Annotated in this window: 27 protein-coding genes and 1 tRNA gene; 18 read left to right on the forward strand and 10 right to left on the reverse strand. The window is 62.9% G+C overall.

The genetic code is table 11. From position 1 onward, the window contains the following. The first annotated feature begins 96 nt into the window (after positions 1–96). From LB555_RS26700 to LB555_RS26720, 5 genes are read left to right on the forward strand one after another with little or no spacing between them, the layout of a single operon-like run. A complete protein-coding gene (locus LB555_RS26700) occupies positions 97–1,734 on the forward strand; it encodes a GMC family oxidoreductase (RefSeq protein WP_224684167.1) in 1,638 nt (545 codons plus the stop codon). Further along, complete coding sequence (fhmpcd1, locus tag LB555_RS26705) at positions 1,734–2,663, forward strand: 5-formyl-3-hydroxy-2-methylpyridine 4-carboxylate 5-dehydrogenase (protein ID WP_140721551.1); 930 nt, start codon at positions 1,734–1,736, stop codon at positions 2,661–2,663. The genes LB555_RS26700 and fhmpcd1 overlap by 1 nt, the downstream gene beginning before the upstream one ends. 60 nt (positions 2,664–2,723) lie before the next feature. Next, on the forward strand, positions 2,724–3,554 hold the full coding sequence (locus tag LB555_RS26710; protein WP_140665227.1) for an ABC transporter ATP-binding protein: 831 nt from the start codon (positions 2,724–2,726) through the stop codon (positions 3,552–3,554). After that, positions 3,551–4,366 (forward strand): ABC transporter permease, encoded by an 816-nt coding sequence (locus LB555_RS26715; protein WP_015315981.1) that lies wholly within the window; start codon positions 3,551–3,553, stop codon positions 4,364–4,366. The genes LB555_RS26710 and LB555_RS26715 overlap by 4 nt, the downstream gene beginning before the upstream one ends. A gap of 38 nt (positions 4,367–4,404) precedes the next feature. Further along, a complete protein-coding gene (locus LB555_RS26720; RefSeq protein WP_224684154.1) occupies positions 4,405–5,412 on the forward strand; it encodes an ABC transporter substrate-binding protein in 1,008 nt (335 codons plus the stop codon). Positions 5,413–5,447: 35 nt separating this feature from the next. Here LB555_RS26720 and LB555_RS26725 read toward each other — a convergent pair whose 3' ends face one another. After that, complete coding sequence (locus LB555_RS26725) at positions 5,448–5,873, reverse strand: hypothetical protein (RefSeq protein ID WP_140617627.1); 426 nt, start codon at positions 5,871–5,873, stop codon at positions 5,448–5,450. Positions 5,874–5,971: 98 nt separating this feature from the next. On the opposite strand from LB555_RS26725, the gene LB555_RS26730 reads away from it, so the two are divergent. The 8 genes from LB555_RS26730 (at position 5,972) to fghA (ending at position 14,601) form a co-directional block, all read left to right on the forward strand. Continuing rightward, positions 5,972–7,000 (forward strand): putative B6 ABC transporter substrate-binding protein, encoded by a 1,029-nt coding sequence (locus LB555_RS26730; protein ID WP_140617628.1) that lies wholly within the window; start codon positions 5,972–5,974, stop codon positions 6,998–7,000. A 78-nt stretch (positions 7,001–7,078) separates the two neighbouring features. Continuing rightward, entirely contained in the window at positions 7,079–8,647 is a 1,569-nt protein-coding gene (locus LB555_RS26735) for a putative B6 ABC transporter ATP-binding protein (RefSeq protein ID WP_224684155.1), read from the forward strand. Next, positions 8,644–9,741: a putative B6 ABC transporter permease subunit 2 gene (locus LB555_RS26740; protein ID WP_015315986.1), complete on the forward strand. Its 1,098-nt coding sequence runs from the start codon at positions 8,644–8,646 to the stop codon at positions 9,739–9,741. Before LB555_RS26735 ends, LB555_RS26740 begins: the two co-directional genes overlap by 4 nt. A gap of 3 nt (positions 9,742–9,744) precedes the next feature. Continuing rightward, the gene (locus LB555_RS26745) at positions 9,745–10,680 is read left to right on the forward strand and encodes a putative B6 ABC transporter permease subunit 1 (protein WP_140617631.1); all 936 of its coding nucleotides are present in this window, start codon (positions 9,745–9,747) and stop codon (positions 10,678–10,680) included. Between the two features lie 48 nt (positions 10,681–10,728). Next, the gene (pldA, locus tag LB555_RS26750) at positions 10,729–11,535 is read left to right on the forward strand and encodes a 4-pyridoxolactonase (RefSeq protein WP_015315988.1); all 807 of its coding nucleotides are present in this window, start codon (positions 10,729–10,731) and stop codon (positions 11,533–11,535) included. Between the two features lie 26 nt (positions 11,536–11,561). Continuing rightward, entirely contained in the window at positions 11,562–12,740 is a 1,179-nt protein-coding gene (gene ppaT, locus LB555_RS26755) for a pyridoxamine--pyruvate transaminase (RefSeq protein WP_224684156.1), read from the forward strand. A gap of 38 nt (positions 12,741–12,778) precedes the next feature. Then, positions 12,779–13,525 (forward strand): pyridoxal 4-dehydrogenase, SDR-type, encoded by a 747-nt coding sequence (pldH, locus tag LB555_RS26760; RefSeq protein WP_224684157.1) that lies wholly within the window; start codon positions 12,779–12,781, stop codon positions 13,523–13,525. 239 nt (positions 13,526–13,764) lie between these two features. Continuing rightward, a complete protein-coding gene (gene fghA / locus LB555_RS26765) occupies positions 13,765–14,601 on the forward strand; it encodes an S-formylglutathione hydrolase (protein ID WP_015315991.1) in 837 nt (278 codons plus the stop codon). Between the two features lie 18 nt (positions 14,602–14,619). Here the strand turns inward: fghA and LB555_RS29355 are convergent, their stop codons facing one another. After that, positions 14,620–14,742 carry a hypothetical protein gene (locus LB555_RS29355; RefSeq protein ID WP_263489330.1) on the reverse strand — a complete coding sequence of 41 codons (123 nt, stop codon included), beginning with the start codon at positions 14,740–14,742 and terminating at the stop codon, positions 14,620–14,622. A 224-nt stretch (positions 14,743–14,966) separates the two neighbouring features. Next, positions 14,967–15,043: transfer RNA gene (locus LB555_RS26770), tRNA-Met, on the reverse strand. 238 nt (positions 15,044–15,281) lie between these two features. On the opposite strand from LB555_RS26770, the gene LB555_RS26775 reads away from it, so the two are divergent. Then, a complete protein-coding gene (locus tag LB555_RS26775; RefSeq protein ID WP_015315992.1) occupies positions 15,282–16,247 on the forward strand; it encodes a Gfo/Idh/MocA family protein in 966 nt (321 codons plus the stop codon). A gap of 56 nt (positions 16,248–16,303) precedes the next feature. On the opposite strand, the gene mnmA is transcribed toward LB555_RS26775, so the two are convergent. Next, the gene (gene mnmA / locus LB555_RS26780; protein WP_140713547.1) at positions 16,304–17,494 is read right to left on the reverse strand and encodes a tRNA 2-thiouridine(34) synthase MnmA; all 1,191 of its coding nucleotides are present in this window, start codon (positions 17,492–17,494) and stop codon (positions 16,304–16,306) included. A 283-nt stretch (positions 17,495–17,777) separates the two neighbouring features. Here mnmA and LB555_RS26785 point away from each other — a divergent pair, with 283 nt between their 5' ends. Next, positions 17,778–18,053: a DUF1153 domain-containing protein gene (locus tag LB555_RS26785; RefSeq protein WP_006203587.1), complete on the forward strand. Its 276-nt coding sequence runs from the start codon at positions 17,778–17,780 to the stop codon at positions 18,051–18,053. A 176-nt stretch (positions 18,054–18,229) separates the two neighbouring features. Here the strand turns inward: LB555_RS26785 and LB555_RS26790 are convergent, their stop codons facing one another. Continuing rightward, entirely contained in the window at positions 18,230–18,430 is a 201-nt protein-coding gene (locus tag LB555_RS26790) for a hypothetical protein (RefSeq protein WP_224684158.1), read from the reverse strand. 311 nt (positions 18,431–18,741) lie between these two features. Next, complete coding sequence (locus LB555_RS26795) at positions 18,742–19,119, reverse strand: flagellar export protein FliJ (RefSeq protein ID WP_015315994.1); 378 nt, start codon at positions 19,117–19,119, stop codon at positions 18,742–18,744. A gap of 451 nt (positions 19,120–19,570) precedes the next feature. Here LB555_RS26795 and ctrA point away from each other — a divergent pair, with 451 nt between their 5' ends. Then, on the forward strand, positions 19,571–20,266 hold the full coding sequence (gene ctrA / locus LB555_RS26800; RefSeq protein ID WP_006203583.1) for a response regulator transcription factor CtrA: 696 nt from the start codon (positions 19,571–19,573) through the stop codon (positions 20,264–20,266). Between the two features lie 123 nt (positions 20,267–20,389). On the opposite strand, the gene LB555_RS26805 is transcribed toward ctrA, so the two are convergent. Then, positions 20,390–20,758, reverse strand: a complete 369-nt coding sequence (locus LB555_RS26805; RefSeq protein ID WP_015315995.1) for a PleD family two-component system response regulator — start codon at positions 20,756–20,758, stop codon at positions 20,390–20,392. Positions 20,759–21,005: 247 nt separating this feature from the next. Continuing rightward, positions 21,006–21,635 (reverse strand): histidine phosphotransferase ChpT, encoded by a 630-nt coding sequence (gene chpT / locus LB555_RS26810; RefSeq protein WP_015315996.1) that lies wholly within the window; start codon positions 21,633–21,635, stop codon positions 21,006–21,008. 385 nt (positions 21,636–22,020) lie between these two features. Here chpT and LB555_RS26815 point away from each other — a divergent pair, with 385 nt between their 5' ends. Then, on the forward strand, positions 22,021–22,557 hold the full coding sequence (locus tag LB555_RS26815; protein ID WP_224530344.1) for a DUF1134 domain-containing protein: 537 nt from the start codon (positions 22,021–22,023) through the stop codon (positions 22,555–22,557). 156 nt (positions 22,558–22,713) lie between these two features. Beyond that, complete coding sequence (locus LB555_RS26820; RefSeq protein WP_224684159.1) at positions 22,714–23,868, forward strand: hypothetical protein; 1,155 nt, start codon at positions 22,714–22,716, stop codon at positions 23,866–23,868. 46 nt (positions 23,869–23,914) lie between these two features. Here LB555_RS26820 and LB555_RS26825 read toward each other — a convergent pair whose 3' ends face one another. Next, complete coding sequence (locus LB555_RS26825) at positions 23,915–24,709, reverse strand: TrmH family RNA methyltransferase (RefSeq protein ID WP_140823180.1); 795 nt, start codon at positions 24,707–24,709, stop codon at positions 23,915–23,917. Between the two features lie 101 nt (positions 24,710–24,810). Continuing rightward, positions 24,811–25,155 carry an ArsR/SmtB family transcription factor gene (locus LB555_RS26830; RefSeq protein WP_015316000.1) on the reverse strand — a complete coding sequence of 115 codons (345 nt, stop codon included), beginning with the start codon at positions 25,153–25,155 and terminating at the stop codon, positions 24,811–24,813. Positions 25,156–25,244: the final 89 nt, after the last annotated feature.

The following is a 25,244-nucleotide window of genomic DNA, read 5'->3' on the forward strand; positions in this document are numbered from 1 at the left end:
AATACCTAGTCCATCCGGCCCCGGCCGGGATGGTCCAGGCTCGGTTTCAATAGTTCCCTGGCGCAGGAGCGCCGGACCAAGGCAATGAAACGCACCATGCCGCACGCGGAAAGTTACGACTACATCATCGTTGGGGCCGGATCGGCCGGTTGCGTGCTCGCCAACCGGCTGAGCGCCGACCCCGGATGTTCGGTGCTGCTGCTCGAGGCCGGCGGCTGGGATCGCGACCCCATGATCCACATCCCGCTTGGCTGGGGCAAGATCCTGACCGAGCGACGTCACGACTGGATGTATTTCTGCGAACCGGAAGACAATGTCGGCGGACGCAGAGTCGAGTGCGCCCGCGGCAAGGTGATCGGCGGATCTTCGTCGACCAACGCCATGGCCTATGTGCGGGGAAATCGCGGCGATTACGACCGTTGGGCGGCCAGCGGGCTCCATGACTGGTCGTACGACAAGGTGCTGCCCTATTTCCGCAAGCAGGAGAGCTGGGAAGGAGGCGCGAGCCACTTTCGCGGCGGCAATGGTCCGGTCAGCACCCAGTTCTGCCGTTACAAGGACCCGCTGATCGACGCGTTTGCGCAGGCCAGCGTGGAGGCAGGATATCCACAGACGGACGACTACAATGGTGAGCGGCAGGAAGGTTTCGGCCGCCTCCAGATGACAATCTCGAAAGGTCGGCGCAGCTCGACCGCGTCCGCCTATCTGCGGCCAGCCCTGAAGCGGCCCAATTTGACCGTGCTGACCGGAGCGACGGCGACGAAGATCACGCTGGAGGGCACACGCGCCACCGGGGTGGTTGTGAACCATGGCGGCGGCCAACGGTCGGTCGTCGCCCGCAGGGAAGTCCTGCTCTCGGGCGGCGTCATCAACACGCCGCAACTTCTGATGCTGTCCGGCATAGGGGCGCCAGAGGAACTCGCGACGCACGGTATCCAGACGCGGGTCAACCTGCCGGCGGTCGGCAAGAACCTGCAGGATCACGTCTCGGTCATTCTCATGTACCGGCGCCGGGGGCCGGGCGGCCCTTTCCTTCGCAACATGCGTGCCGACCGGATCGGGTTCGATTTCGCCAAGACCTACTTCACGGGACGAGGTTTCTCGGGAGATGTGCCCGGTGGGGTCGTCGCGTTCCTGAAAAGCGGCCCGGAGCGTCCGTTGCCGGATGTGCAACTGCTGTTCACGGCCGCCCCGCTCGCCGCGTGGCCGTATTTCGAGCCGTTCAAGGCGCCGTTTCCGGACGGGTTCGCCACACGGATCGTGGCGACGCAGCCTGAAAGCCGGGGCGCGGTGAAATTGGCCTCGGCCGATCCTCTCGCGGCGCCACTGATCCACCAGAATTTCCTCGCCTCGCCGAAGGACTGGGCCTCGCTTCGGGCCGGCTTCCGAGTGGCGAGGGACCTCGCGTCGCAACCCTCCATGCAGCCCTTCATCGAGGCGGAGTTTTTCCCTGGCCCGAAGTGCCAGAGCGACGACGAGATCGATGAACATATCCGCAAGACGTCCATCACCGTGCATCACCCGGCGGGAACCTGCCGGATGGGCGCCGACGCGGCCTCGGTCGTCGACCCGCAATTGCGGCTTCGTGGCGTCGACGGCCTGAGGGTGGTGGACGCTTCCGTCATGCCCGACCTGGTCTGCGGAAACATCAACGCGGCGGTGATCATGATTGCCGAGAAAGCCGCCGATCTCCTCGCGGCATCAAAAGCGGCAACGCAAAGCAGGGCAGCATAATGATCCAGCGTATCGCCATCATCGGTCTGGGTACGATGGGGCCTGGCATGGCCGCCCGGCTCGCCAGGGGCGGCCTGCAGGTCGTCGCCTACGACGTTGCCCCGGCTGCGATCGAGCGCGCGGGGTCCATGCTGGGCGTGGCCGAGAGCGTTCTCGACGCCCTGGGTATCGCGGCGCCACCGGCCGGCGCCGGAACGGTCCGCTTCACGGATGACATCGCAGACGCGGTATCGGGCGCCGACCTCGTCATCGAGAACGTTCCTGAAAACATTTCGATCAAGGCCGATGTCTATCGCACGATCGACAGCCTGATCGCATCGGACACGATCGTCGCGTCCGACACGTCGGGCATCCCGATCACCAAGCTGCAGGCGCACATCTCCCATCCCGAGCGGATGGTGGGCATGCACTGGTCGAACCCGCCGCACATCATCCCGATGATCGAGGTGATCGCAGGCGAAAAGACCGCGCCGCATATCGTGACGACGATTCGCGACCTGATCCGCTCGATCGGCCTCTTGCCGGTGGTGGTGAAGAAGGATGTTCCGGGCTTCGTCGAAAACCGCGTGCTCTATGCGTTGCTGCGCGAGGCGGTCGACCTTGTCGAGCGCGGTGTCATCGAGCCGGAAGATCTCGACACCTGCGTCTCGTGGGGCATCGGCTACAAGATCGCGGTCATCGGGCCGATGGCGCTGCTCGATATGGCGGGCCTCGATATCTACAAGTCCGTCTCGTCCTTCCTCAACGCCGATCTCTCCAATCGCGACGATGTCGCGCCGATGGTGCTGGAAAAGACGAACGCGTCGAAGCTCGGCATCAAGTCGGGGGAGGGCATGTTCTCCTACACGCCCGAGCAGACAAAGGCGCTGCAAGGCGAACGGGCGCGCAAGCTCGTCGCGGTGCGGCGGATCCTGGAGGGCCGGGAGTAGCCATGACACATCGTGCTCACAAGGCCGGTCGGGTTGGGGTACCGCATGGAGGGCCAAGCCATGCGTGTTGAAACCATCCGGGCAGCCGGTGGCCGGCCGGCCCATATACGTCACGACGACCTGATCTCCGCCAAGGGCGTTTCGGTGGTCATGGCCAAGCAATTGGTTCTGCAGAACATCGATCTTTCGGTACCGAAGGGATCGTTTGTTTCTCTCATTGGTCCTTCCGGCTGCGGCAAGAGCACCTTGCTGAAGGTTCTGGCCGGACTTGTAAATCCGACAAGCGGCAGCGTTTCGATCGCCGGGCTTTCGCCGGTCGAGGCGGCGCGCAAACGCATGATCGGCCTCGTCTTCCAGGACGCCAACCTTTTGCCGTGGAAGAACGCCGTCGACAACGCTTCCATGCTGCTAGGTATCGCCGACAAGTCGCTTTCGCGCGCGCAACTACGGACGCGCGGACAGGAGATGCTTGAGCTGGTGGGCCTGGGCGACAGCGCCCACAAGCGTCCGAACGAATTGTCAGGCGGCATGCGCCAGCGCGTCGCTATCGCGCGGGCGCTGGCGCTCGATCCGGCGGTGCTGCTGATGGACGAGCCGTTCGGCGCGCTCGACGCCATTACCCGCGACCAGATGGGTCAGTCGCTGCTGGAGATCTGGCAGCGCACCGGCAAGACCATCGTTCTTGTCACCCACTCCATCGACGAGGCCATTCATTTGTCTCGCCATGTTCATGTGCTGGGGATCAAGCCGGGCCGGATCACCGAAAGCCTCGATATTGGCCTGCCCTATCCGCGCGATCTGTCGGTGACGGAAGATCCGGAGTTCGTCAGGCTGGTGGTTCAACTGCGCACCATGCTGCGCGCCAGCCACCAACCGGGAGGCGTGTCATGAGCGATCAACCCATCACCAATCCCTCCGACTCGCGGTTTGCCTCGAGTTGGGTGGCCGCGACCGGCAGCTGGCTGCCGGCGGTCATACTTTTGCTGGCGACGATCGTCGTATGGGAAGCCGTGGTGCGGATTTTCGCTATCTCCGCCTTCATCATTCCCGCTCCGTCCGAAATCGCGCAATCGCTGGTCGCGCAATGGGCAACGCTGATGCAGGCGACGCTGGTGACGGCAGGCGAGATCCTGTTCGGGTTCCTTGTCTCCGTCGTGGTCGGCGTCGCCATTGCGCTGGTCATCGTGCGCTTCGACTGGCTGGGGCGAGCGCTTTATCCGCTGGTGGTGTTGTTCCAGAACGTGCCGAAGGTGGCGCTGGCGCCGATCTTCATTCTCTGGTTCGGCTATGGGCTCGCGCCCAAGATCGGCCTGATCCTGGTCATCGCCTTCTTCCCGGTGACATTGTCGATGCTGGCCGGCATGCAGTCGGTCGATCGCTCGCTGCTGTCGCTGATGAACTCGGTCGGCGCCAGCCCGACGCAGATCCTGTTCAGGATCCGCGTTCCGCATTCGCTGCCGAACCTGATGGCGGGAACCAAGATCGCGGCCACGCTGAGCGTGATCGGCGCCATCGTCGGCGAATTCGCCGGTGCCTCGGACGGCTTAGGCTACGTCATCCAGTTCGCCTCGACCCAGCTCGACACGGCGCTGGTCTTCGCGGCGCTGCTGCTCGTCTCCGTGCTCGGCATCGCCTTCTACTACGCCGCCGAAATCCTCGAACGCATCGTGGTGCCATGGGCACCGAAATTCAGCCAGGCCTAGGCCTCTCGATCAACCACCGTCAATAAAAGGGAACAAAAATGCTGAGACGCTCACTTATCAAGGTAGCCACGCTTGCGGCCTTTGCCGGCGCGCTTGGCTTCTCGAACGCGACGCTGGCGGCTGACAAGATCACGGTCCAACTCGATTGGGTGGTGCGCGGCAATCATGCCATGTTCTTCGTCGGCAAGGAAAAAGGCTTCTTCGCCAGGAACGACATCGACGTTGCCGAAATCCGCAAGGGTTCGGGTTCGCCGGATGCCATGCGGCTGGTGGGCAACGGGAACGCGGATTTCGGTTTCGGCGATCTTCCCACGCTCGCCGTGGCCCGCTCGCAGAGCGTTCCGGTGGTGGCGGTGGCAGCCGTCAACCAGCACTCGCCGCTGGCAATCATGTCGCTCGCCAAGACGGTGAAGCTCACCAAGCCGGCCGATCTCAAGGGCCTGACCATCGGCATTCATCCAGCGGGCTCGACCTACATCTTCTTCAAGGGCTTCCTGGCGGCCAACGGCCTGACCGAAAAGGACATGACGCTGAACAGCGTCTCGCCGCCCTATGAAAGCTATCTGCTTCTCGGCCGGGTTCAGACGGTGGTCGGCTATGTCGACGCCGAGGTTCCCGAACTGGAAGCCAAGGCGGGCGGTCCCGGTTCGCTCAGCATCATGATGGGCGCCGACCATGGCTGGAAGGCTTATGGCTCCGGCCTGTTCACCTCGGAGACAATGATCAAGGACAAGCCGGACGTCGTCGCCCGTTTCGTCAAGGCCTACAGGGAAGCCTTCGATTATGTCGTCGCCCATCCGGAAGAAGCCGCCGAGATCACCGCGAAGGCCGCACCCGGTTACGCGGACAAGAAGGATGTGCTGCTGGCCCAGATCAACGCCGACGTCGCCTCAACCTTCACCAGCCCCGACACCAAGGACCACGGCCTCGGCTGGATGACGAAGACGCAGTGGGAGGAAACGCTGAAGACGCTCACCGACCAGGGCGTGCTCAAAGCTGCGCTGTCGGCCGACGACGTCTTCACCGACAAGTTCCTGGAGGAATAGGGCACGATGGCCCGGACGGACCGATCAATGAGCGCCTACCGGCATGCCAGGCTGTCCTGCTCCATGCCGCAGGACACTTCGCGCTCGCCTTTGGCGGCGTCGGTTCGGTCGAGCGCGATCTGCCCGCGCGTGGCATATGCGCGACCCGCGAGGCCACACCACAGGCGCTCGACCGGCAGGTTTTCGCGCTTGTCGTTGAGGATGGTGAAGGTGCCGGTCTTGGGATCGAACCAGAGTTCGACGCGAGCGCTCATGCCCGGCTCTATCGTGGCGATCCCTTCTGAATACCAGTGGGCGAAGTCGGCGTTGCAGGACACGCCTTCCTTGCCGGCATTCGAAATCGTCAACGGCACCATATCGAGCCCGTCGGTGCCTTTGCGGACGATCACGTGGTGCAACTCAACGGCGTTGGCAAGCGATGTGAACGCCAACATCACGGGGAGGACATAACGGATTTTCACTTTGCCTGAGCTCCATGGGTAGCTTTCTCAGGCAGTCTATCTCGCTTGTGCGCAATAACAATAAAAATATTGAGTGGAAATCAAACAGAGAGGGTAACATGTTAAAGATCCTGAAGGGTAGCGTAAGTGCATTAATACTGTCTGGTATCTTGATGGGCGGCGCGCTTGCCGGCGAAGTCAAGTCGATCGCCATCCTCACGCCTGAAGAAGGCACGGACTATGGCTGGAACCAGCAAGGCATCGACGCCGCCAAGGCAGCCGGCAAGGCAGCCGGTGTCGAGGTGGTCGTGGCGCAGGGCCTCGGCTATGGCGATGTCCGTCCGACGCTGCGCGAGCTCGCGTCCGACGGCGCCAGCCTGCTGATCGCGCATGCCAGCGGCTACAACACCTCGGCACCCGAGATCGCCAAGGAACTGAAGGTTCCGGTAGCGATCGTCGATACGCCGAACGGGCTGGAGAAAGGCCTCGTCGCCGACTACACGCTGAGCGGCCACCAGGGCGCCTATCTGGCCGGCCGTCTCGCCGCCAAGATGTCGCGCTCGAAGTCGGTCGGCATCGTCGTCTCCGGCGAACCGCCATCGTGGAACTCGCAGTCGGCGGCGTTCGCGCAAGGGGTGAAGGCGGAGAACCCGGACGTCAAGATCACTTATGCGGTGATCGGGCCGGCCGCTTACAGTGACGCTGCCGGCGGCAAGCGCGTCACCGAAAGCGTTATCGCCTCGGGCGCCGACATCATTTTCGGCCAGGGCAACGGCTCCAGCTTCGGCATGCTGCAGGCAGTCGAGACGACAAAGGCCGCCGATGGCGGCAAGGTCTATTTCATCGACGTCATCGGCGACAAGTCGCCAATCGACAAGGGCTTCCTGCTGTCATCGGTGGTGTGGAACATCGAACCGGTCTACGCGGCGATGATCGCCGACCTGAAGGCCGACACGTTTGGTACCAAGCATTATTCGATCGGCCTCAAGGACGATTCCGTGCAGTTGCTGAAGACCGCCGCCATCCCCGACAAGGTCTGGAGCGAAATCCAAGCGCTGCGCGAGGACGTCATTTCCGGCAAGATCAAGGTCGAGCCGGTCTATGACGCGGCCGCCGTCAGGGCGCTGATGACAAGTGTCGCCCAGTAAGGCGATCAGAAGTCGGCTGCCGGAGGGGCGATCGGTTCGCCCCTCCGGATATTTCCCGTTTTCCAGTGCTGGGCTTTCATGAGCAGTCTTTTTTCATCGCCCGTCGACAGCCGCGACATCGTCGCGCTCGAAGGCGTGACCAAACGCTTTCCCGGCATCGTCGCCAATGACAGCGTCGACCTGTCGATCCGCCCTGGCGAGGTGCATGTGCTGCTCGGCGAGAACGGCGCGGGAAAATCCACCTTGATCGGCATGCTGTCGGGCCTGCAGCAGCCGGACGAGGGGCGCATACTTGTCGACGGCAAGCCGACGCCGATCACGTCGCCGCGCCATGCGCTGGCGCTTGGCATCGGAACGGTGTTCCAACACATGATGCTGGTGCCCACCCTGACGGTCGCCGAGAACCTGCTTCTTGGCGGGCCCTGGTGGCAGCGTCCGAGGACCGAAGAGCTTGCGGCCCGCGTGGCCGAGATCACTGGCAGCCTCGGCATCACAGTAAAACTGCATGCCAAGGTTTCGGAACTCTCGCTCGGTGAGCAGCAGCAAGTCGAAATCCTACGCGCCATGGTGCGCAACAGCCGGCTGCTGATCCTCGACGAATCCACCTCGATGCTCACGCCGAAGGGCATCGAGGAACTTGGCGCGCTGATGCGGCGCCTCGTCGAACAGGGATTGGCGATCGTCTTCATCACCCACAAGCTCAAGGAGGCGGCCGCCTTCGGCGACCGCATCTCTGTTCTCAAGCTCGGCCGCAAGGTGGGCGAGATCCCGCCCGAGCGGTTTCGCACGCTCGGCGAACAGGAGATTATTTCCGAGATCGTCGAGTTGATGTTCGGCAAGCAGAAGGACGATCCCGAAGCGTTCGAACGCCCGGCCCGCGCGGTCGATGCGCAAGCCGCGCCCCTGCTTCAGGTCGCGGATCTCACGGTCGCGCCGACCGACAATGCACCCGGCCTGTCGTCGGTCTCCTTCGACATCCGTCCGGGCGAGATACTCGGCATCGCGGGAATTGATGGCAACGGCCAGAAACAGCTGGCGGAGGCCTTGGCCGGTCAACGGGTGGCGACCAGCGGCTCGGTTCGGCTGGAGGGCACCGCCATCGAGGCGCTGAGCGTCGGCGAACGCCGCTACCGCGGTCTTCGCTACCTGACCGACGACCGGCTGGGCGAGGGCACCGTCGGCACGTTCCCGGTCTCCATCAACTTCTTCCTCAAGCAAGTCGGGGCGGCGCCCTTCTGGCGCAGCGGCGTCGAGCAGCGCGCCGAGATCGACAGGCGTGCCGCCGAGCTGGTGCGCGAATACGATGTGCGTACGCCAAGCTTGAAGACGCCCGTTGCCCGGCTCTCCGGCGGCAACATCCAGAAGGTGCTGCTGGCGCGGGAATTGGCCGAAGGCGCCAAGGTGGTGATCTTCAACAAGCCGACCTATGGGCTCGATCTCGCCAACACGCTGGCCTCGCGCCAGCGCATCCGCGACACGGCGGCACGCGGCCTCGCCGTGCTCCTGATCTCCACCGACCTCGAGGAACTGCTCAGCATGTGCGACCGTATCGCCGTCATTGCCAATGGTGCGCTGGTCGGCACCGTCGCCAATGTCGACGACGCCCGTACCAGGGTTGGTCGCCTGATGATCGGACTTGCCGCATGAGCATCGACACCGCACCCGCCGCTGGCGCCACCGCACTCGATGCCACGAGCGCCGCCGCCACGCGGCGCGACATAGTGCACCGGCTGCTGATGACGCTTGGGCCGATCCTTGCTGCTCTCGTCATCGCCGGCTGCATCCTGCTTGCCGTCGGCGTCGACCCGCTCGCTTACTATGGCTACGTGCTGGAGAAGGGCCTCTTCTCGCCGCTGGGCATCCAGCAGACGCTGACGCGCATGGCGCCACTGCTGTTTCTCGCCGCCGGCCTGATCGTTGCCTTTCGCGCCGGCATGTGGAATCTCGGCGGCGACGGCCAGTTCCTGCTCGGCGCCGTCACGGCGGCGGCCAGCGCTCCCGTGCTGGTGCAGGTCATGCCAGCCTGGCTGGCGTTGTTCTGCGCGTTCCTGATTGCCATGCTGGTGGCCATGATCTGGTCGCTGGTGCCGGCGCTGCTGCGCGCCTATCAGGGTGTCAACGAGATCATCACCACGCTGATGATGACGTTCCTCGGCACGTCGCTCGCCAACGTGCTGGTCAAGCTGGTGTTTCGCGATCCCGGCACGACCGTGCCGCAGACCCGCACGCTGCCGGTGGAAGACCGGCTGCCGCGCCTGTTCGAAACCACCATCACCAGTGGCCTGCTGCTCGGCCTGGCGGTAATCATCATCGTGCATCTGGTGATGACGCGTACGGCATTCGGGCTGAAACTGAGGATCGTCGGCGCCAATCCGCGCGCCGCGGTTCATGCGGGGCTGGGCGTGCCCGGCCTGACGATTGCCGTCTTTGCCATTTCCGCCGGGCTCGCCGGCCTTGCCGGCGCTGTCGACATCATCGGCGTGCAAGGCAATGTTCGCGCCGACTGGAATCCAGCCTATGGGCTGGCGGTCATTCCGGCCGTGTTTCTCGCCCGCATGAACGGCTTTGCCGCGATCGGCTTCGTGTTCCTGCTCTCCGTATTGTCGATCGGCGGCGAGAGCGCGGCGCGGCGGCTTGGCGTGCCCAATCACTTCACGCTGGTGCTGGTCTCCATCGTGCTGATCGTGCTCGCCTTGGCCGAATATGTCGACCACCGCTATCATCAGTCGAGAAAGGCGTAGGGCATGACCGGGCTCTTCAGCGAAGTCTTTCTCAGCGCATTGCTGTTTGGCGCCGTCACCGCCGCCATTCCGCTGCTGCTTGCCGGGCTCGGCGAGCAGATGTCGGAAAAGGCCGGCGTGCTCAACATCGGCATCGAGGGCATGATGCTGGCCGGCGCTTATCTCGGCTTCGTCGGCGCATTCTATTCGGGATCGCTGTGGCTAGGCTTCCTCACCGGCGCTGCGGGCGGCGTCGCGGTAGCGCTGATCATGGCGCTGCTTTGCGTGCGCATCGGGCTGAACCAGATCGTCATCGGCATCGCGCTGACGCTTGGTCTCGAAGGCCTGACGGCGCTGCTCCATCATTTCCAGTTCTCGCGCAGCTATCCCCGCCTGCCGGCGGCGGACGCAACCGTCATTCCGCTGCTGTCGGACATTCCGGTGATCGGCCCGGCCTTCTTCAGGCATCACTTGATCGTCTATCTGGCGGTCGCCCTGGTGTTCGCCATGAGCCACCTCTACCGCCGCACGCAGCTCGGCCTCAACCTGCAGGCAGCGGGCGACAAGCCGGCCGCGCTCGATGTCGCCGGCATCGACGTCATCAGGACCCGTACCATCGCGGTGCTGACGACCGGCGCGCTGGCTGGGCTTGGGGGTGCCTATCTCGCCAATGTCGGAGCGGGCCTGTTCATTCCGTTCATCACCAATGGCGCCGGCTTTCTCGGCATCGTGCTGGCCATGCTGGCGCGGGGACGGCCGATCTGGGTGCTGTTCGGCGCTCTTCTGTTCGGCGTGTGCCTGTCGCTGACGACGGCCATGCAGGTGGCGGGCATCAACATACCGACCGATGTCATCCAGATGCTGCCGTTCCTGGCGGTGATGATCATGCTGGTGCTGTTCGGGCGGCGGGCCAGCCTGCCGGCGGCACTGGGCATTCCATACGAGCGCGGGGCGCGCTGAGAAAAACCAGACGCGCGGATGGAACCCGCGCCGGAAAAGGAGGCAACAATGTCGGATACCAAGGTCTACCTGCTCGACGGCGGCTCACTTGTCCTCGACGGCTATCATGTGTTCTGGAACCGTGGCCCAGGCGGCGAAGTGCGCTTCCCCGTCTATTCGATCCTGATCGAGCATGCCGAGGGCCGCTTCCTCATCGATACCGGCTATGACTACGACCACGTCATGAAGGTGCTGCCCTTCGAGAAGCCGATCCAGGAAAAGCACCAGACCATTCCCGGCGCGCTGGCGCTGCTCGGGCTGGAGCCGAAGGACATCGACGTCGTCGTCAACTCGCACTTCCATTTCGACCATTGCGGCGGCAACAAGTATTTTCCGCATGCCAAGAAGATCTGCCACCGTTCGGAGGTGCCGCAAGCCTGCAATCCGCAGCCCTTCGAACATCTCGGTTATTCGGACCTGAGCTTCTCGGCGGAAGCGGCGGAGGCACGTGGCGCGACCGCGCAACTGCTGGCAGGCACGACACGGGCCAACTCGACTTTCGAGGGCATCGAAGGTGACATCGAACTGGCAAAAGGCGTGAAACTGATCTCCACCCCCGGCCACTCGATCGGCCATTACAGCCTTCTGGTCGAGTTTCCCAAGCGCAAGCCGATCATGTTCACGATCGACGCCGCCTACACGCAGAAGAGCCTGGAAACGCTTTGCCAGGCCGCCTTCCATATCGACCCGGTCGCGGGCGTCAACTCGATGCGCAGGGTGAAGAAACTTGCCGAGGATCACGGCGCCGAGCTGATGTACTCGCACGACATGGACAACTTCAAGACCTACAAAACCGGCACACAGTTCTACGGCTGATCGCCGCCAATCCGGAGACCAAGACCATGCGCTATCCCGATCACGCGGATCCGGTCCTCACGCTGACGGCGGGGCCAGTCAATGCCTATGCCGAGGTGCTGCGAGGCCTCGGCCGCACGGTGCTCTACGACTATGACCCGGCCTTCCAGCTCTTCTACGAGAAGGTCGTCGACAAGGCTCAAAAAGCGATGCGGCTTTCCAACAAGCCAGTCATCCTGCACGGAGAGCCGGTGCTGGGTCTCGAGGCGGCAGCGGCGTCGTTGATCACATCGGACGACGTCGTGCTCAACCTTGCCTCGGGCGTCTACGGCAAGGGGTTCGGCTATTGGGCGAAGCGCTATACACCGCATCTCCTCGAAATCGAAGTGCCCTACAATGAGGCGATCGACCCGCAGGCGGTTGCCGCCATGCTGAAGGCGCATCCGGAAATCACTGTCGTCTCCGTCTGCCATCACGACACGCCGTCGGGCACGATCAACCCGATCGATGCCATCGGCGCGCTGGTGTCGGCGCATGGCGGCTACCTGATCGTCGATGCCGTCTCGTCTTTCGGTGGCATGAAGACGCATCCGGAGGACTGCAAGGCCGACATCTATGTGACCGGCCCGGGCAAATGTCTTGGCGCGCCGCCAGCGCTTACGATCATGGGGGTCAGCGACCGCGCCTGGGCCAAGATGAAGGCCAACAAGGCGGCGCCCCGGGCCTCGATGCTGAGCATCGTCGACTGGGAGAACGCCTGGTCGCGCGACAAGCCATTCCCCTTCACGCCCTCGGTGGCCGAAGTGAACGGCCTCGACTTGGCGCTCGACCTCTATCTCAACGAGGGACCGGAAGCGGTTTGGGCGCGCCATGCACTGACGGCCAAGGCCATGCGGGCCGGCGTCGTCGCCATGGGCCTGTCGATCTGGGCCGCCAGCGATGCAATCGCCTCGCCGAGCACCACGGCCGTTCGCACACCCGACGGTGTCGACGAGAAAGCACTTCGCCAGGCAGCACGCGCCCGCTACGGCGTGGTGTTTTCGTCGGGTCGCGGCGAAACTTTGGGGAAGCTTACACGCATCGGCCATATGGGCCCGACGGCACAGCCGATCTATGCGATCGCGGCGCTGACGGCGCTTGGCGGCGCCATGAACGCGGCTGGCCAGAAGCTTGCGGTCGGCAAGGGCATCGACGCGGCGCTGGCGGTGATCGACGCCGACGCCTGAACAGACATCAACAGACTGCGCATCGAGGGAGAAATTTCATGACTGAACGGCTTGCGGGAAAGACGGCGCTGGTGACGGGAGCGGCACAGGGCATCGGCAAGGCGATCGCGGCGCGGCTGGCGGCCGACGGCGCGACCGTCATCGTCAGCGACATCAATGCCGAGGGCGCCAAGGCCACGGCCGCCGAAATCGGCGGAAAGGCGAAGGCGATCGCAGCCGATATCGCCGATCCGGCTTCGGTGAAAGCGCTGTTTGGCGAGATACAGGCACTCACCGGCGGCGTCGACATCCTGGTCAACAATGCCAGCATCGTCCCGTTCGTCGCCTGGGACGACGTCGACCTCGACCATTGGCGCAAGATCATCGACGTCAACCTGACGGGGACCTTCATCGTCACCCGCGCGGCGACCGACCAGATGCGGGCGGCGGGCAAGGCCGGACGCGTGATCAGCATCGCCTCCAACACCTTCTTCGCCGGCACGCCGAACATGGCGGCCTATGTCGCGGCCAAGGGCGGCGTCATTGGCTTCACCCGGGCGCTGGCCACCGAGCTTGGCAAGTACAACATCACGGCCAATGCGGTGACGCCCGGCCTGATCGAGAGCGATGGCGTCAAGGCGAGCCCGCACAACGAGGCGTTCGGCTTCGTCGAGATGCTGCAGGCGATGAAGGGCAAGGGCCAGCCCGAACATATCGCCGATGTCGTGTCGTTCCTGGCCAGCGACGACGCCCGCTGGATCACCGGCCAGACGCTGAATGTCGACGCCGGAATGATCAGGCACTAAGGGCAATCGTCAAGTCCGGCGCCCTGCCGGCCCGATCGCCGGCCATCGAAACGTCTGGCTTTTTGCTGGCCTCCAGCCTCCCGGCCAGGTCAGCGTGTTCGCAAAGCCTGGCGTCTACCGGCGGCATTATCGGGGTGCACCTCGATAACGCCGCCGGGACTTATTAGCGGCTCGCGGTTGCGAGCGATGCAGCCGGCCGCTATGCCGGGCCGGGATTTCTTGACGAGAAGGCAGAGCTGATGAAAGTCGTTTCCACGTCCAAGTCGCATGGCGGCGTGCAAGGTGTTTATTCACACGCTTCCGAAGCCTGCGCCTGCGACATGACCTTTGCCGTCTTCGTGCCGCCGCAGGCCAAGGATGGGCCACTGCCGGTGCTCTGGTATCTGTCGGGCCTCACCTGCACTCATGCCAATGTCATGGACAAGGGCGAATACCGGCGTCTGGCGGCCGAGCTCGGCCTGATCGTGGTCTGCCCCGACACAAGCCCACGCGGCGAGGGTGTGGCCGACGAAAAGGATAATTGGCAGTTCGGCTCGGGCGCCGGCTTCTATCTCGACGCGACGCAGCAGCCCTTCGCCAGGAACTACCGGATGCACTCCTATATCGTCGACGAGCTGCCGGCCCTGATCGCCAGCCAGTTCCCCGCCGATATGGAGCGCCAGTCGATTTTTGGCCACTCCATGGGCGGGCATGGCGCGCTGACCATCGCGCTGAAGAACTCCGAGCACTTCAGAAGTTGCTCGGCGTTCGCACCGATCGTTCAGCCGATGACGGCAGACTGGTCGCGGCCGGCTCTGGAAAAATATCTCGGCAAGGACGAGAAATCCTGGCGCGCCTACGACGCAACAGCGCTGATCGAAGACGGGCACCGCTTCGGCGAATTCCTGGTCGATCAGGGCACCGCCGATGGCTTCCTCAAGGACGGCCTGCGGCCATGGCTTCTCGAAGATGCCTGCAAGAAGTCCGGCATCGCGCTCACCTTGCGCATGCAGGAAGGCTACGATCATTCCTATAATTTCATCTCGACCTTCATGGACGACCATTTGAAGTGGCACGCCGCGCGCCTGGCCAAGTAGGAGCACGCCAGGGGCCACTCACTCCGTCAGGATCGAGTTCGAGTTCGGCAAGGCCATCCCATAGGCGGTGTCGGCCGCGCCTTCGGCTATGTCGCTGGCCAGCCTGCAGCCTTTGTTAGCGCGCACGCCGCGTGGCGACATGCCGAACTGTTCGGATATCTGCCGCTGAGCGGCGAGGTGATGCGGTCGCTGGCGCAGGATCCGCAGGGCAAGAGCCTGAGCACGCTGATGCTGACGCGGCGGCGCGGAAATCGGCCGCGAACTCGATCGTTACGCGCTCAAACGGGTATGGCTGCGTGGATAGCAAACCGAGCCAAGGTTCTCGGGCGCCGGAGCCCATTGGTATCTGAAATTATTCTAGAAATTGGTAGCGGGAGAGGGACTTGAACCCCCGACCCCAGGATTATGATTCCCGTGCTCTAACCAACTGAGCTACCCCGCCAGGGCGGCGACAGGCCCGAAATCCACCTTAAATCGAAAGGCATTTCGAGGCGTTCGCCAAGGTCGCGCGGATATAAGGTTGGGAGGGCGAGCCTGTCAAGCTTCGATGCATTCGATATCAGGGCTATTCTCGATGGGGAAAAGCTTTGCCGCACGAACAGCTGGTTGGTGCCGCCGGGGTTGAGTTCGACGGGGCACGTCGCTATGTCTCGGCCACGAGTTTTTAGAGTTTGAAACAGATGAAGCCGCGCATTGCAGTCCTCGGTTGCGGATACTGGGGCTCCAACCACATCCGCACCCTCAAGGCGCTCGGCGCATTGCACGCGGTTTCCGACACCAATCGGGCTCGCGCCGAAGGTTTCGCCAGCGAACAGGACTGCCTGGCGATCGAGCCGGACCAACTGTTCGTCCGCGATGACATCGACGCCATCATCATGGCCTTGCCGCCGCAGTTCCATGCCGATCTTGCCGTGCGCGCCGTCGAGAACGGCAAGGACGTGCTGGTGGAAAAGCCGATCGCGCTGACGGTGGCCGATGCCGAGCGCTCGGTGCAGGCGGCCAAGGACAATAGCCGCGTGTTCATGGTCGGCCATGTCCTGCGTTTCCATCCCGCCTTCGAGACGTTGAAAGGGCTGATCGACAAGGGCGAGCTCGGCGAGGTCCGCTACATCCATTCGCACCGGCTGGGGCTCGGCAAGTTCCATACCGAGAACGATGCGCTATGGGACCTGGCGCCGCACGATCTGTCGATGATCCTGGCCATCACCGGCACCGAGCCGATCGAGGTGCGCGGCGAGGGAGCGGCACTCCTCGACAATCTCAGCGATTTCGCGCATCTGCACATGCGCTTTCCCAACGGACTGCGCAGCCATCTTTTCACATCGCGGCTCAACCCCTATCGCGAGCGGCGGCTGACCGTGGTCGGAACCAAGGCGATGGCGGTGTTCGACGATGTCGAGCCATGGGAGCGCAAGCTTGCGGTCTACCGCCACGCCGTGTGGCAGGACAGCGGCCAGTGGGCATTCACCACCAATGAGCCGTCCTATGTCGCGGTTGCCCAGGGCATGCCGCTGACGCGCGAACTGGAGCACTTCATCCACTGCATCGAAACGCGCGCCGAACCACGCACCAGCGGCGAGGAAGCGATCAGGGTGCTGCGCATCCTGACGGCCGGCACCGTCACCCACACCAAATCCACGGCCTGAAGGAAGGCTACGTCGTACTGGTACGTCGCACTGCTGGTACGATGGCCAGGGGAGAGCTACTCGGCGGGAACTTGCGCCGGCTTCGCGGCCAGCCGGCTCAGCATCGCTTCGGCTTCGGCGCCGCGCTCGGAGCGCACGATGAAGCCGCCGCCGAAGACACGGGCCTCGTTGCCGTCGTCGGAATAGAGCACGCAGGCCTGTCCAGGCGCGATGCCGGATTCACCGTCGGCCAGTTCGACCGAGGCTACACCTGCCTCGTGACGCAGCACGGCCGGCCGTGGCGGCCTAGTCGAGCGCACCTTGGCGAACAGCTCGATGCCGCCGGCGGGCACATCGGCGAGGCCTCCGTCTCCCAGCCAGTTCATGTTGCGCAGATAGATCTTGTGCGTCTCCAACGCCTCGCGCGGGCCGACCACGACACGGGCGCGCTCGGCGTCGAGATGGACGACATAGAGCGGCTCGCCGGACGCGATGCCGATGCCACGGCGCTGGCCGATCGTGTAGCGCAGAATGCCCTCGTGGCGACCGAGCACGCGGCCGTCGATATGAACGATGTCGCCCGGGTTGGCGGCAGTCGGCTTCAGCTTGGCGATGATGTCGGAATATTTGCCTTGCGGCACGAAGCAGATGTCCTGGCTGTCCTGCTTGGCGGCCACCGTCAGCCCCATCTCCTCGGCGATGGCGCGAACCTGGGGCTTCGACAGGCCGCCGAGCGGAAAGCGCAGGTAGTCGATCTGCGCCTGCGTGGTGGCGAACAGGAAATAGCTCTGGTCGCGGTCGGCATCGACCGGCCGGTAAAGCGCCCGGTGGGCGCCATTGGCGCCGGAGCGGATGTAGTGGCCGGTGGCCAGCGCGTCGGCGCCGAGATCCTTGGCCGTGGCCAGGAGATCGGCGAACTTGACCGTCTGGTTGCAGGAAACGCAAGGAATGGGGGTTTCGCCGGCGACGTAGCTCTCGGCGAACGGATCGATGACCGCCTTGCGGAACCGCTCCTCGTAATCGAGCACATAATGGGGAATACCCAGCGTCTCGGAAACGCGACGGGCATCGTCGATGTCCTGGCCGGCGCAGCATGAGCCGGCCCGATGCGTTGCCGCACCATGATCATAGAGCTGCAAGGTGACGCCGACGACATCGTAGCCCTCGCGCTTCAACAAGCCGGCGACCACTGATGAATCGACGCCGCCCGACATGGCGACGACGACGCGGGTCTCTTCGGGGCGTCTGGGGAGGTCGAGACTGTTCATGGTGCTTTCATTTCGCGGCAGCTCAATGCCAATGTCGAGAATATAGGTCAAGCTTTCATGCGGCGCCAGCTTGCAGGACGACCCCGGCGTGGCGGACACTGCGAACGGGCACATTTCTCCCGGCTAAAACGGGCCTTCCGGCCGTATATTTCAAATGCCCGCTAAAAGACTAACGCGGCGTTCACGATCCTTACCTAGTCATTAGGGTCTGCTTAGGCAATTTTTAAAGCTGTGGCGGTAACGTGGCGGGGATTGGGTCTTTGAGTTTTTTGTAGAGAGTACGATGACCGATCTGGTTAGACCTAGAGTCAAATATGTTATCGGGCCTGACGGCAGCCCTCTCACGATTGCCGATCTGCCGCCGACGAACACGCGTCGCTGGGTTATCCGGCGCAAGGCGGAGGTGGTTGCAGCAGTGCGCGGCGGGCTTTTGAGCCTTGAAGAGGCATGCCAGCGCTACAAGCTGACCACGGAGGAATTCCTGTCCTGGCAAGCGTCGATCGACGAATATGGCCTTGCCGGGCTGCGCACCACGCGTATCCAGCAATACCGGCACTAGGCCGGTCTCACCACAAGCAAGGGCGCGGCATGCCGCGCCCTTTGCTTTCAGTGTCGCCGCTCAGACGGTCAGCGCTACCTTGCCGATCGGCTTGGTTGCGAGAAAGGCGTCGGCGGCTCCCGCCTGGTCGAGTGGAAAAGCCCTGGCGACATGGACGGCAGGCTTTTGCGCGTCGATCAACCCGGCAAGCCCTCGCGGTCGGGCACCACCGACATGCGCTCGACCCTGATATCGCGCGACCTGGCGTCGGCGCGCGCGGCGTCGTTGACGTTCAGCAGTGACGCCAGCACGCCGCCGGCCTGCGGCGTGGGATCGGGCAATTCAGCGGTGACAAGAACGTCGGGTCCGCCAACTGAATTCTGGGTAATGGCACCCATTAAATCTCTCCTGCTTGGAGAGTAACGGTCTATTGGCCAGCAAATGGCTCGGTCTGGTGGTCTGCGCGCTGCGCAAAGGCCGGCTGCACAATGGCGCGCTTGCCACGCGTCGAATATGAACTGACCGAACTCGCCCACGACCTGGCCTGATATTAGGGATGCCCGGGCGAGGGCCAGCGCCAGAAAGGAGGATTGGGCGGCGTAGGTCTTGCGTGCCAGCAGCGCTTCCGCGGCGGCTTGCTGTTGCCGGTTCGAGCTGTCGCCTGACAGGGCGCGCGCTTGTGCACCAAATAGCGCCGATGTCGGCCGACTCAGCCGATCATGGCGCTGCGGCCGCCAGTTTCGGTCTCGCGAACCTTGGTATCGCGCGATTCCAGCATCTCAGCCTTGGAAAGCTCCGCTTCAGCTTCGCCGAGTAATGATTCGGCGGCGCTTCGCTGCTGGGCGAGGTCGCCTTGTGAGTTCCTGAGATTGTCGCGGCGCAGGCGCGCCGCCTTGGCGAAGGTCGGATAGGCGAAATGATTGATATCTGTGATGCCGGCTTTCTTTTCCTCGGCGGTGATCTGAAGCTCCAATTCGACGGCCATGCGCTCGAACTCGGCGATCATCGTGTCGAGCTGCAGCAGCTGGCGCCGCTTCTCATTCACCTGAAATTGCTTCAGCCGAACGAGGTTTTCACGTGACTTCATGATTCGGTACTCCCGGAAACGCACACCCGCACATATCGTCCAAACCACCTGGAAAGGTCCAAGCGCTGCCCGTATCCACCGGCTTTCCCCGCACTATGGGAAACAAAACCCTAAAGTTTTTTGCTGACGGTAACCATTCGTTTACGGGCATTGTTAATCATACGGGTCAGGGCTTAAGGCCGGGTAAAAATTCCGGCCGCCGAAGCGAAGCCGCGTCGATGAGTCCCTGGAGTCACTTAGTCCGGGTTATTAATGTGCTGCATTAGGAATTTTGGTCTGTGATTCGTTATTAGATTCAAGAGGGTGTAGAAAGGGGTTAAAAAATCTGATACCGTATTGGACGGGAAATTAGGTTTTGTTAACCATTCGATGGCAGCCTCTGCACAAGGCAACCACTGCTCCGGGACAGGACGGGTCGTGAAATGGTCCGGCGGCAGAAAAGGGGAATGAAATGCGTGTTCTGCTGATAGAAGATGACAGTGCAACCGCACAAAGCATCGAGCTGATGCTGAAATCGGAAAGTTTCAACGTCTATACGACAGACCTCGGCGAAGAGGGTGTCGATCTGGGCAAGCTCTACGACTACGACATCATCCTTCTCGATCTCAACCTGCCGGACATGTCCGGCTACGAGGTCTTGAGAACGCTTCGCCTCTCCAAGGTAAAGACGCCCATCCTCATCCTCTCCGGCATGGCCGGCATCGAGGACAAGGTACGCGGCCTCGGCTTCGGCGCCGACGACTACATGACCAAGCCGTTCCACAAGGACGAGCTGGTGGCGCGCATCCACGCCATCGTGCGCCGCTCGAAGGGACACGCCCAGTCGGTCATCACCACCGGTGACCTGGTGGTCAACCTCGACGCCAAGACCGTCGAAGTCGGCGGCCAGCGCGTGCACCTCACCGGCAAGGAATACCAGATGCTGGAGCTGCTCTCGCTGCGCAAGGGCACCACGCTCACCAAGGAAATGTTCCTCAACCACCTCTATGGCGGCATGGACGAGCCGGAATTGAAGATCATCGACGTCTTCATCTGCAAGCTGCGCAAGAAGCTCGACGCCGCGTCCGGGGGCCAGAACTACATCGAGACTGTCTGGGGCCGCGGCTATGTGCTGCGCGAACCGGAAGATATCCGCGTCAGCGCCTGAGCGCAGTCGGCAACGCACTTCTAAAAAACCCGGCTTGGCCGGGTTTTTTTGCATTGTGGAGCAATTATTTGTTTTTGTGCGACACGACAGACCACCGCGCGGTTTGCCTGGAACAGCTTCCGTTCAGGCAGCGATTTTCAAGGCGCGAAAACGTTCGAGCAGTTGCGGGCGATTGAAGGGCTTCAACAGATAGCCCTGGGCGCCGGCGCGCTTGGCTCGCATGATCGACGCGATATCGAGTTCGACCAGCGAGATCAGGATCTGCGGCCGGATCGGGCTTTCCATGGCGCGCACGCGCCGGATGAGGTCGACCGCCTGCATATCCGGCAAGGCGCCGTCGATGACGATGATGTCGGGCATGTCGGCGGCGCACATCTCCAGTGCGTCAAGCCCGCTGGCCGCCTCGATGACCATCATGTCGGAACCGCCCAGGATGCGTTTTGCAACCTTCCTGATGACGCTTGAATCGTCGACGAACATGCAGCGTTTCATTTCCGCGTCCTCTTTGCCCTTGGGCGATCCGGTCGTGCGGGGCATCTACGGCGCAGCCTAGACCGATCTGGTAAAGAAGCCGAAAAGCCGTTAGGTAAAATTTTTGCAAAGAAACCGTTCGGCGGGTTTTTCCTTGCGGATGCTTCGGTGTCGACGAGCGGGCAAAGATCATCGCGCCGCGATTGTGGCGTCAATGAAATATTTCAGACTGAAATACTTCGTTTGGTCGCGCTGCCGGCGCCGACTTTCAGGCCACTGAGAGGACGATTTCTTCAGGCGTCGCGTGAATCGAAATCGTCATGTTGGCCTCGCGGGCCAACAGCAGCGTGTAATAAGGTTGCACCGAATGCGCGTCGATCGGCTCTTCCGGCTTGTGGCCGGAGTGCAGTTCGAGGAATTTCGGCGGCACACGCAGCATCGGCCCGCTTGCCGAAAGCGAAAAACGCGGCTCGGTTTCGAGATTCTCGAGCGTCACGACCAGCTTGCCGCCGCGCGGAATGGCGGCGTTGGCGACCAGCAGCAGGTTGAGCAGCAGCTTGACCTTGTTCTTGGGCAGCAGCGCACGGGTTCCATTCCAGACCAATTCCGGCTTTTCGTTCTTGAGGAAGGCGATGGCGACGGCCTCGGCATCTCCGGTGTCGATCATCATGCCCGCCGAGCCGGCCGCGCCAAAGGCGATGCGGGCGAACTGCAAACGCGCCGAAGCGTTTTTTGCACTCTGACGGATGAGCCGCATGGCGTCTTCGTCGGCGCCGCCCTCGTCGAGCAGTTCAAGCCCGTTGTTGATCGCGCCGACCGGCGAGATGATGTCGTGGCAGACGCGGCTGCATAAAAGTGCCGCCAGGTCGGGAGCGGTAAGGGTGAACAGATCGGCCATCGGCGAAATCCCTGCAAAATCTTCCATTTGACGGCCGAGCGATCGATCTTCGCGCCTGCCCACACGAATCACGCTTCAACCCAAGGCTTTCTGAATACACAGCGCCCGTGCGTGCAGCAACAAATCCAAAATTGCCGTCATGGCATATGGCGCGTTCACGCAGGCTGCGTGTCCGCTCGAGCGGCCAAGAGCCTTCGAACCGCCATCTTCATGTGGGAGTTTAATGGTTGAAAAAGGATTACGGCATAGTTTGCCCCTAACAGTCATCCTTAACGGCCGCCTAAAGAGCCGTACGGATGCGAGGCGTCGGCGAAAGTGCTTCATGACGGAGATTGGAAGCATGTTTTCCCGAATCTATGACCGGAGTTTTCTCCGTGTCCTCTCAATGGCGATCGCGCTCATGGGCGTTCTCGTCTTCTCGACATCGCCCCTGCGGGCGCAGGAGTACACCGCTCAGGAGATTGTCGATTCCGGCCACAAGTTCTTCGGCGCGACGTCGGGCGGGTTGGCCACCGTCGTGGAGAAGATTTTCGCCTCCTACGGCCTGCCCAATGGCTACCTGCTTGGGGAGGAGGGATCCGGTGCGCTGATCGGCGGCCTGACCTATGGCGAAGGCACGCTCTACACCAAGAATGCCGGCGATCACAAAGTGTTCTGGCAAGGCCCGTCGCTGGGCTGGGATTTCGGCGGCGAGGGGTCACGCGTGATGATGCTGGTCTACAATCTCGACGATGTCGGCAACCTCTACAATCGCTATGGCGGCGTCGCCGGTTCGGCCTATGTGGTGGCGGGTGTCGGCTTCAACGTGCTGAAGAACAACAATGTGCTGCTGGTGCCGATCCGTACCGGCGTCGGCGCCCGGCTCGGCGTCAATCTGGGCTACCTGAAACTGACCGAGCGGGCGACCTGGAATCCGTTCTGATCCGGCCGATATGAGCGAATCACGGACGGTTCGACCGGATTCCTCAACTGACGACCCGAATGGGCCGCGGCAAGCCCTTGCCGCGGTGCCGGATTTCCGCCATGCCAAGATGGCACGGTCCAGCCTTCCAAGTTGTCGTCGATAACGGGTAGTCCTTTGGTTCAGTCGGTCCTGTTCTTTGCCCTCGGCTTTCTCTGTGCCGGCTTTCTGGCGCTGATGGTGGCTCCCGCCGTCTGGCGGCGTGCCGTCGCACTGACCCGCAGGCGCATCGAGGCCTCCATTCCGCTGACGCAAGCCGAGATCCAGGCCGACAAGGACCGGATCCGGGCCGAATACGCCATGACGACGCGGCGCCTCGAAATCAACGTCAAGACGCTGCGCGAGAAGGCGGCCGAACAACTCGTCGAGATCAATCGCGGCCACGAGGCGCTGAAGGCGCTGGCGGTCGAGCGCACGGACAAGGACCACGCGCTCGCCGAACTCGGCGCCAAGAACGAAGCGCTTCGACAGCGCGAAGAGGAACTACATCAGCTTTCGGAGCGGCTCAAGGAAACCGAACGAAAGCTGGAAAGGCGGGCGCTCGATCTCGAGAAGCTGGAGCACATGTATGACGACGCCAGTTTTGCCTCCAGCAGCCGCCAGATCGAACTCGTGGCCCGCGAATCCGAATTGCAGAAGCTTGCCAGCGATATCTTGCTGCTGCGCGGCCAGCGCAAGGAAGCGGATCGGCGCAGCCAGGAGATCATGGCCGAAAGCAAGGCCGCGCGCGATGCCCTGAAGGCCGAGAAGAAAAGGGCCGCTGAACTCGACAAGAAGGTCCAGCGGCTGCTCGCAACGCTCGCCGACCGTGAGGACAAGCTTGATCGGCGGGAAAAGGAATTGGCGCGGTTGCGGGAAAAATCGAAAACCGAGGACGGCGCACCGGCCCTGCGGCTGGTCGGCAAGCCAGATGAGCCGGCCCGGCACGAGGAGGCCGGCAAGCGCGACGATTTGGACCGGGCGATTGCCAAGCTTGACGGCGACCGCGAACGGCTGGAGGCCAGGCTGACGGCGCTGGCGCGCGAGAACAAGCGCCTCAAGGCGGATCTCGGCGCCGCGGCATCGTCGGGTTTGACGAACGGCAATGGTGCCGCGCTGCGCGAGCAGATGAATGAGCTGGCGGCGGAGGTGGTCCACCTGACGGCCAAGCTCGAAGGCCCCGATTCACCAATCGCCAAGGCGCTCGCCGCGCCGCAGGACAATCGCTCTGCCGGCAACGACCGCAGCCTCGCCGATCGCGTGCGCGCCTTGCAGAAAGCAGAAGCCAACTGACGCCGTGCAGGCTGACGCTTTCGCCGTGTCCTGGCTCACATGATCGTCAGCGCGAGAAATGATGCAGGGCAATGGCCGAGGCGGCAGCGACGTTCAAGCTGTCGAAGCCCTTCGACATGGTGATCCGCACGGTTTGCAGGCGGGCAAGCAGGCTTTCGGGCAGGCCTTCGCCCTCGGTGCCGAGATAGAGTGCCAGCCGCTCGCCGCGCCGTGCATCGCGTATGTCGATCCGGCCGCGCGGTGACAATGCGAACTGGTCATAGCCCCGGCGGTCGAGCTCCGCGGTGAAGCCCGCGGTGTCGGTGAAGGACGCAAAAGGGAGCTTGAGCGCGGCGCCGACCGAAACCCGGATCGCCTTGCGGTACAGCGGATCACAGCATGTCCCGTCCATCAGCACCGCATCGGCGCCGAAAGCGGCGGCGTTGCGGAAGATCGAACCCATATTGTCGTGGTTGGCGATGCCGACAGGCACGACGATCAGGGCTTGAGCGGGCAAGGCATCCAGCAATGACCCGGCCGGATGCGGCGTCTCCTTGCGGCCGATGGCCAGGATGCCGCGGTGCATGTGGAATCCGGCAATCGCGTCCATCACCCCGCCGGCGACGACGTAGACCGGCAGGTCCGCTTGCGCCTTGCGCAGCACCTCCTCCAGGCCGCCAAGCCGGTTTTCCAGGATCAGGATGGATTCGGCGGTGAAGCGCCTCGACGACAAAAGCAGGTCGAGCACCACTTTGCCCTCGGCGACGAAGCGGCCTTGCCGGCCCGCCAGATCGCGCTCGCGAATATCGAGATAGGCTGCGACGCGCGGATCGCGTGGATCGTCGATGCGAATTGGGTCCATGTCCCGCTCAACAATCGAAAGCGCGGTCCGTGCGCCGGGAAAGACACACCAACCACGCTCCGGAAATCGTCAGCGAGGTAAACGACCGCGGCAGCGTCCGGTCAAGTCCCGGCGCGGCGCAACCTCTGCGCCATTTGGGACAGATCCTCCTTGCCGCCGCCGAAAATGCCTTCCAGCATGGCGAGCAGTTCGCGCACGGCATCGGATTTGCAGGAATAGTAGATCATCTGGCGATCGCGGCGGGTGTCCACGAGGTCCAGCGCCCGCAACTTGGCCAAATGCTGCGAGAGGGCGGATTGGCTAAGCATCACCTTTTCGGCGATGGCGCCGACCGACATTTCGCCGTCGATCAGATAGCTCATGATCAACAGCCGTTTTTCGTTGCCCATCAGCATCAGAAATTCGGCAGCTGATTCGGCGTTGGCGATTAGCTTTGTCGAGACCATTGATGCCCCATGCTGTTTGCTCATCGAGGCGCCATGGGGGCAATGGCGCCTGAATCCATAAATTCACGTGTGAAGGTGCCGACGAGTCA

Source organism: Mesorhizobium sp. BR-1-1-10 (assembly GCF_020165595.1).
GTDB lineage: Bacteria > Pseudomonadota > Alphaproteobacteria > Rhizobiales > Rhizobiaceae > Mesorhizobium > Mesorhizobium australicum.

Excerpts from the sequence above, each read along its gene's own strand:
- fhmpcd1 (WP_140721551.1), top strand. The coding sequence starts at position 1,734 with ATGATCCAGCGTATCGCCATCATCGGTCTGGGTACGATGGGGCCTGGC.
- LB555_RS26700 (WP_224684167.1), top strand. The coding sequence starts at position 97 with ATGCCGCACGCGGAAAGTTACGACTACATCATCGTTGGGGCCGGATCG.
- mnmA (WP_140713547.1), bottom strand. The coding sequence starts at position 17,494 with ATGAACAGTCTCGACCTCCCCAGACGCCCCGAAGAGACCCGCGTCGTC.
- LB555_RS26790 (WP_224684158.1), bottom strand. The coding sequence starts at position 18,430 with ATGGGTGCCATTACCCAGAATTCAGTTGGCGGACCCGACGTTCTTGTC.
- LB555_RS26745 (WP_140617631.1), top strand. The coding sequence starts at position 9,745 with ATGACCGGGCTCTTCAGCGAAGTCTTTCTCAGCGCATTGCTGTTTGGC.
- LB555_RS29355 (WP_263489330.1), bottom strand. The coding sequence starts at position 14,742 with ATGTCGCCACGCGGCGTGCGCGCTAACAAAGGCTGCAGGCTGGCCAGC.
- LB555_RS26735 (WP_224684155.1), top strand. The coding sequence starts at position 7,079 with ATGAGCAGTCTTTTTTCATCGCCCGTCGACAGCCGCGACATCGTCGCG.
- LB555_RS26785 (WP_006203587.1), top strand. The coding sequence starts at position 17,778 with ATGACCGATCTGGTTAGACCTAGAGTCAAATATGTTATCGGGCCTGAC.
- fghA (WP_015315991.1), top strand. The coding sequence starts at position 13,765 with ATGAAAGTCGTTTCCACGTCCAAGTCGCATGGCGGCGTGCAAGGTGTT.
- LB555_RS26720 (WP_224684154.1), top strand. The coding sequence starts at position 4,405 with ATGCTGAGACGCTCACTTATCAAGGTAGCCACGCTTGCGGCCTTTGCC.
- ppaT (WP_224684156.1), top strand. The coding sequence starts at position 11,562 with ATGCGCTATCCCGATCACGCGGATCCGGTCCTCACGCTGACGGCGGGG.
- LB555_RS26830 (WP_015316000.1), bottom strand. The coding sequence starts at position 25,155 with ATGGTCTCGACAAAGCTAATCGCCAACGCCGAATCAGCTGCCGAATTT.
- LB555_RS26825 (WP_140823180.1), bottom strand. The coding sequence starts at position 24,709 with ATGGACCCAATTCGCATCGACGATCCACGCGATCCGCGCGTCGCAGCC.
- ctrA (WP_006203583.1), top strand. The coding sequence starts at position 19,571 with ATGCGTGTTCTGCTGATAGAAGATGACAGTGCAACCGCACAAAGCATC.
- LB555_RS26775 (WP_015315992.1), top strand. The coding sequence starts at position 15,282 with ATGAAGCCGCGCATTGCAGTCCTCGGTTGCGGATACTGGGGCTCCAAC.
- LB555_RS26815 (WP_224530344.1), top strand. The coding sequence starts at position 22,021 with ATGGCGATCGCGCTCATGGGCGTTCTCGTCTTCTCGACATCGCCCCTG.
- LB555_RS26715 (WP_015315981.1), top strand. The coding sequence starts at position 3,551 with ATGAGCGATCAACCCATCACCAATCCCTCCGACTCGCGGTTTGCCTCG.
- LB555_RS26740 (WP_015315986.1), top strand. The coding sequence starts at position 8,644 with ATGAGCATCGACACCGCACCCGCCGCTGGCGCCACCGCACTCGATGCC.
- LB555_RS26730 (WP_140617628.1), top strand. The coding sequence starts at position 5,972 with ATGTTAAAGATCCTGAAGGGTAGCGTAAGTGCATTAATACTGTCTGGT.
- pldA (WP_015315988.1), top strand. The coding sequence starts at position 10,729 with ATGTCGGATACCAAGGTCTACCTGCTCGACGGCGGCTCACTTGTCCTC.
- pldH (WP_224684157.1), top strand. The coding sequence starts at position 12,779 with ATGACTGAACGGCTTGCGGGAAAGACGGCGCTGGTGACGGGAGCGGCA.
- LB555_RS26710 (WP_140665227.1), top strand. The coding sequence starts at position 2,724 with ATGCGTGTTGAAACCATCCGGGCAGCCGGTGGCCGGCCGGCCCATATA.
- LB555_RS26805 (WP_015315995.1), bottom strand. The coding sequence starts at position 20,758 with ATGAAACGCTGCATGTTCGTCGACGATTCAAGCGTCATCAGGAAGGTT.
- LB555_RS26795 (WP_015315994.1), bottom strand. The coding sequence starts at position 19,119 with ATGAAGTCACGTGAAAACCTCGTTCGGCTGAAGCAATTTCAGGTGAAT.
- chpT (WP_015315996.1), bottom strand. The coding sequence starts at position 21,635 with ATGGCCGATCTGTTCACCCTTACCGCTCCCGACCTGGCGGCACTTTTA.